Origin of the sequence: Methylobacterium sp., from assembly GCF_028290105.1 — a bacterium.
Taxonomy (GTDB): Bacteria; Pseudomonadota; Alphaproteobacteria; order Rhizobiales; family Beijerinckiaceae; genus Methylobacterium.
Genome location: NZ_JAQGKL010000104.1, coordinates 1 through 3,201, shown reverse-complemented (window position 1 = coordinate 3,201; position 3,201 = coordinate 1). Strand labels below are relative to the sequence as shown.

Sequence of the window (3,201 nt, the reverse complement as noted above, 5' to 3'; positions counted from 1 at the left end):
AGCCCGCGCGACGCGCTGATGCCCGCAATGTCGCGGTTGAACCATTCGTTGCGCACGGGATCGGGGGCCGGCACGAACATCGTACGCGGTTCGGATCCGCGCAGGATGCCGGTGACGCCGGTGGGTCCGGCAATCTGACCGGCGGCGCGACTCGCGGGGGCCTTCAACTCGGTCGGCACGAAGCCGCGATTGACCAGGACCGTACCGCCCCCGTCGAGCTGGAACGGCGTCAGGACATAATAGCCCTGGAGGGCCCGGCCCGGGACTTCGCCGGCGGCCAGCCCGTGAACCAGGGTCTCGGCGTCATGCACGAAGGTCCCGGTCGCGCGAACGCGCCGGAACTCGTCGCGCTCCGCATTCCACGTGTCCGGCGCGGGCAGGGCAGCCGGCGGCTCGACCTTGGAGCGCGCCAGGATGCGGTCGATGAGCGCCTCTTTCTCGGCCTTGCGGCCCAGTTGCCACGTACCGAGGGCGATCAGGATGCCGAGACACAGCAGCGAGACCAAGCCGGGCGCAAGGAGGCTGCGCCAGGCACCGGGTCGGATCGACGAAGCCATCACTAGCGAAAGCGTCCCTGCTCGGCCTTGTTGGTGAACTGAAGGGCCGCCAGGATTCCCTTCAATGGTCGCACCATTGCGAGGCTCAGGCCGATGGAGAGCGTGCCCGCCACAAGGGCGTGCACCCAGATCGGCGGCTCGTAGGTGATCTCCATCCAGAGCGCCAGACCGACCACGAAGATGCCCACGATGGACATGACGAAGAACGCAGGGCCGTCGCCGGAATTGAAGCTGTCATAGTCGAGGCCACACACCTCGCACGAGGGGCGGAAGGTGAGGAAGCCGTCGAACATGTGCCCCTCGCCGCAACGCGGGCAGCGACCTCGCAGACCGGCGGAAATGGGTGACGGTGTCGGCCGCGATACGTCCAAGATGGAAAACTCCTCGGCCGACGAGACGCCGGCCCATCAGGATATGGGACGTTGCCGGGTGCTGTTCACGCGCCAGACATGAAAAAGGGCGGCTCGCGCCGCCCTCTTCAATCCTGGCATGCGGTCAGAGCCGCTCTCAGTGCGCGCCGTGACCGGCACCCCAGACGTAGATCGAGGCGAAGAGGAACAACCAGACCACGTCCACGAAATGCCAGTACCAGGCCGCGAACTCGAACCCGAGATGCTGACGCACCGTGAACTGGCCGAGATAGACGCGATAGAGGCAGATCGACAGGAAGATCGTTCCGATGATCACGTGGAAGCCGTGAAAGCCCGTCGCCATGAAGAAGGTCGAGGCGTAGATGCTGCCGGAAAAGCCGAAATGCGCATGGGCGTATTCGTAGGCTTGGCAGGCGGAGAACAGCACGCCGAGAACGATCGTCAGCCAGAGGCCGTACTTCAGACCCTTCCGGTCATCGTTCAGGAGCGCGTGGTGCGCCCAGGTGATGGTCGTGCCGGAGGTCAGCAGGATCAACGTGTTGAGCAGAGGCAGATGCCAGGGGTCGAACGCCTCGATGCCCTTGGGCGGCCAGGTGCCACCCGTGAAGTCGACGCGTGAGGCCTGGATCGGATCGGCGGTGTAGAGCGCGGCTTCGAAATAGGCCCAGAACCAGGCCACGAAGAACATCACCTCGGAGGCGATGAACATGATCATGCCGTAGCGATGGTGGAGCTGCACCACGCGGGTGTGATCGCCGGTCTCGGCCTCGTGGACGACGTCCTTCCACCAAGCGAACATCACGTAGAGAACGCCGAGGGTGCCGGCACCGAAAATGTAGGGGCCCGGGGTGAGCGTGCCGATCTGCAGGCTCTTCATCCAGAACACGGCGCCAAACGCCATCAGGAACCCCGAGAAGGCGCCGATGAGCGGCCACGGACTCGGGGCCAGAATGTGGAAATCGTGATTTTTGGCGCTCGCCTCGGCCATCTAACTTTTCTCCTACCCCCGACCTCCGGGTCGTTGCCGACCCGCGATCCACTGAAAGCGTATCCTGGACCGGGTTGCCCCGGATTGTTGTGCCGAACCCTTACCCAGGGTCGCCTGCCGTTGTCACGCGGACGCGATCAAAAATTCGATTTCGTCCCCGTGCCACCCGTCGTCGCCAGCGCGGCGGTGGGCTGACCGTTCTTCGACGCGAAATAGGTGTAGGACAGCGTCATCTCCGAGAGATGCGCGGTGTTGGAATCCTTGCGCACGTCCGGATCGATGTAGAACACCAGCGGGAAGTCCATCGTTTCGCCGGGTTGCAGCGTCTGCTCGTTGAAGCAGAAGCACTCTACCTTCACGAAGAACCCCCCCATCAGCCCGGGCTGCACGTTGAAGGTCGCGATCCCGGTGGACGGCGTGGTGCCGATGTTCTTCACGCGGAAGAACACCGTCTTGGTCGCGCCGAGGCGAGCTTCGACCTTCGGGGTCTCAGCCTGGAAGCGCCACGGCAACGCGGAGGAAACGTTGGTGTCGAACCGGACCAGCATGCTGTCGTCGAGGGCCGCGGCCGTCGGCGCGAGGCCGGTGCGCGGCGTGCCGTCGTAGCCGGTCGCCTTGCAGAACATGTCGTAGAGCGGCACGGATGCGAAGGCGAGGCCGACCATTCCGAAGGCGAGCCCGGCGCAGGCGAAGGCCGTAACGCCGGCCTTGCTGGCACCGGCTCTGCGAGGCGTGACGTCTTTCCGATCGGTCATGAGGCTCCCTCGCATTTCCGTAAGTTCAGATCGGGCGGTTGAGGACCTGGGGACCGAGCTTGGCGATCGTCAGCACGTAGAAGATCGTGACCAGCGCGAACAGGACCGCCGCGATGGCGATGGAGCGCTTGCGTCGGCGCTGCGTTTCCTCGGGCGTCAGGGGGCGCGGCAGGCCGGGGCGCTCGCTCACAAGACCACCGCGCGGAACAGGCCGAGGCTCTGCTCGGCCAGCAGGGCGGCGAACATCAGGAACAGGTGCAGGATCGAGAAACCGAACATGCCCATAGCCGCCTTGCGCTCCGGCTCGCCCTCGCGGTTGCGAAACACCTGCAGGCTGAAGGCCACCATGCCGAGGCCACCGACGAAGGCCGTGACCGCATAGAGCCAGCCACCGAAGCCGAGTGCCACGGGCGCGAGGCCGAGCGGGAACAGCAGGACAGAGTAGGCGATGATCTGGCGGCGGGTGGATTGCGGCCCGGCCACGTTCGGCATCATCGGGATGCCGGCCTTGGCGTAATCGGCCGACTTGA

At 65.2% G+C, this 3,201-nt stretch carries 6 protein-coding genes; all 6 read right to left on the bottom strand.

What is annotated here, in order from left to right:
* Positions 1-557 (bottom strand): SURF1 family protein (locus JWQ05_RS08180; protein WP_299657365.1); only part of this gene is annotated, 557 nt, incomplete at its 3' end.
* A 2-nt stretch (positions 558-559) separates the two neighbouring features.
* Positions 560-928: a DUF983 domain-containing protein gene (locus JWQ05_RS08175; protein ID WP_299657362.1), complete on the bottom strand. Its 369-nt coding sequence runs from the start codon at positions 926-928 to the stop codon at positions 560-562.
* Between the two features lie 136 nt (positions 929-1,064).
* Complete coding sequence (locus tag JWQ05_RS08170; RefSeq protein WP_299657359.1) at positions 1,065-1,916, bottom strand: cytochrome c oxidase subunit 3; 852 nt, start codon at positions 1,914-1,916, stop codon at positions 1,065-1,067.
* Positions 1,917-2,053: 137 nt separating this feature from the next.
* A complete protein-coding gene (locus JWQ05_RS08165; RefSeq protein ID WP_299657357.1) occupies positions 2,054-2,671 on the bottom strand; it encodes a cytochrome c oxidase assembly protein in 618 nt (205 codons plus the stop codon).
* A gap of 25 nt (positions 2,672-2,696) precedes the next feature.
* Positions 2,697-2,861 (bottom strand): hypothetical protein, encoded by a 165-nt coding sequence (locus JWQ05_RS08160; RefSeq protein ID WP_299657355.1) that lies wholly within the window; start codon positions 2,859-2,861, stop codon positions 2,697-2,699.
* On the bottom strand, positions 2,858-3,201 hold a 344-nt coding region (locus tag JWQ05_RS08155), incomplete at its 5' end, for a UbiA family prenyltransferase (RefSeq protein WP_299657352.1). The genes JWQ05_RS08155 and JWQ05_RS08160, both read right to left, overlap by 4 nt.

What these genes read in the sequence shown, in the direction of transcription:
- JWQ05_RS08170 (WP_299657359.1), bottom strand. Translation starts at nt 1,916, where the DNA reads ATGGCCGAGGCGAGCGCCAAAAATCACGATTTCCACATTCTGGCCCCG.
- JWQ05_RS08165 (WP_299657357.1), bottom strand. Translation starts at nt 2,671, where the DNA reads ATGACCGATCGGAAAGACGTCACGCCTCGCAGAGCCGGTGCCAGCAAG.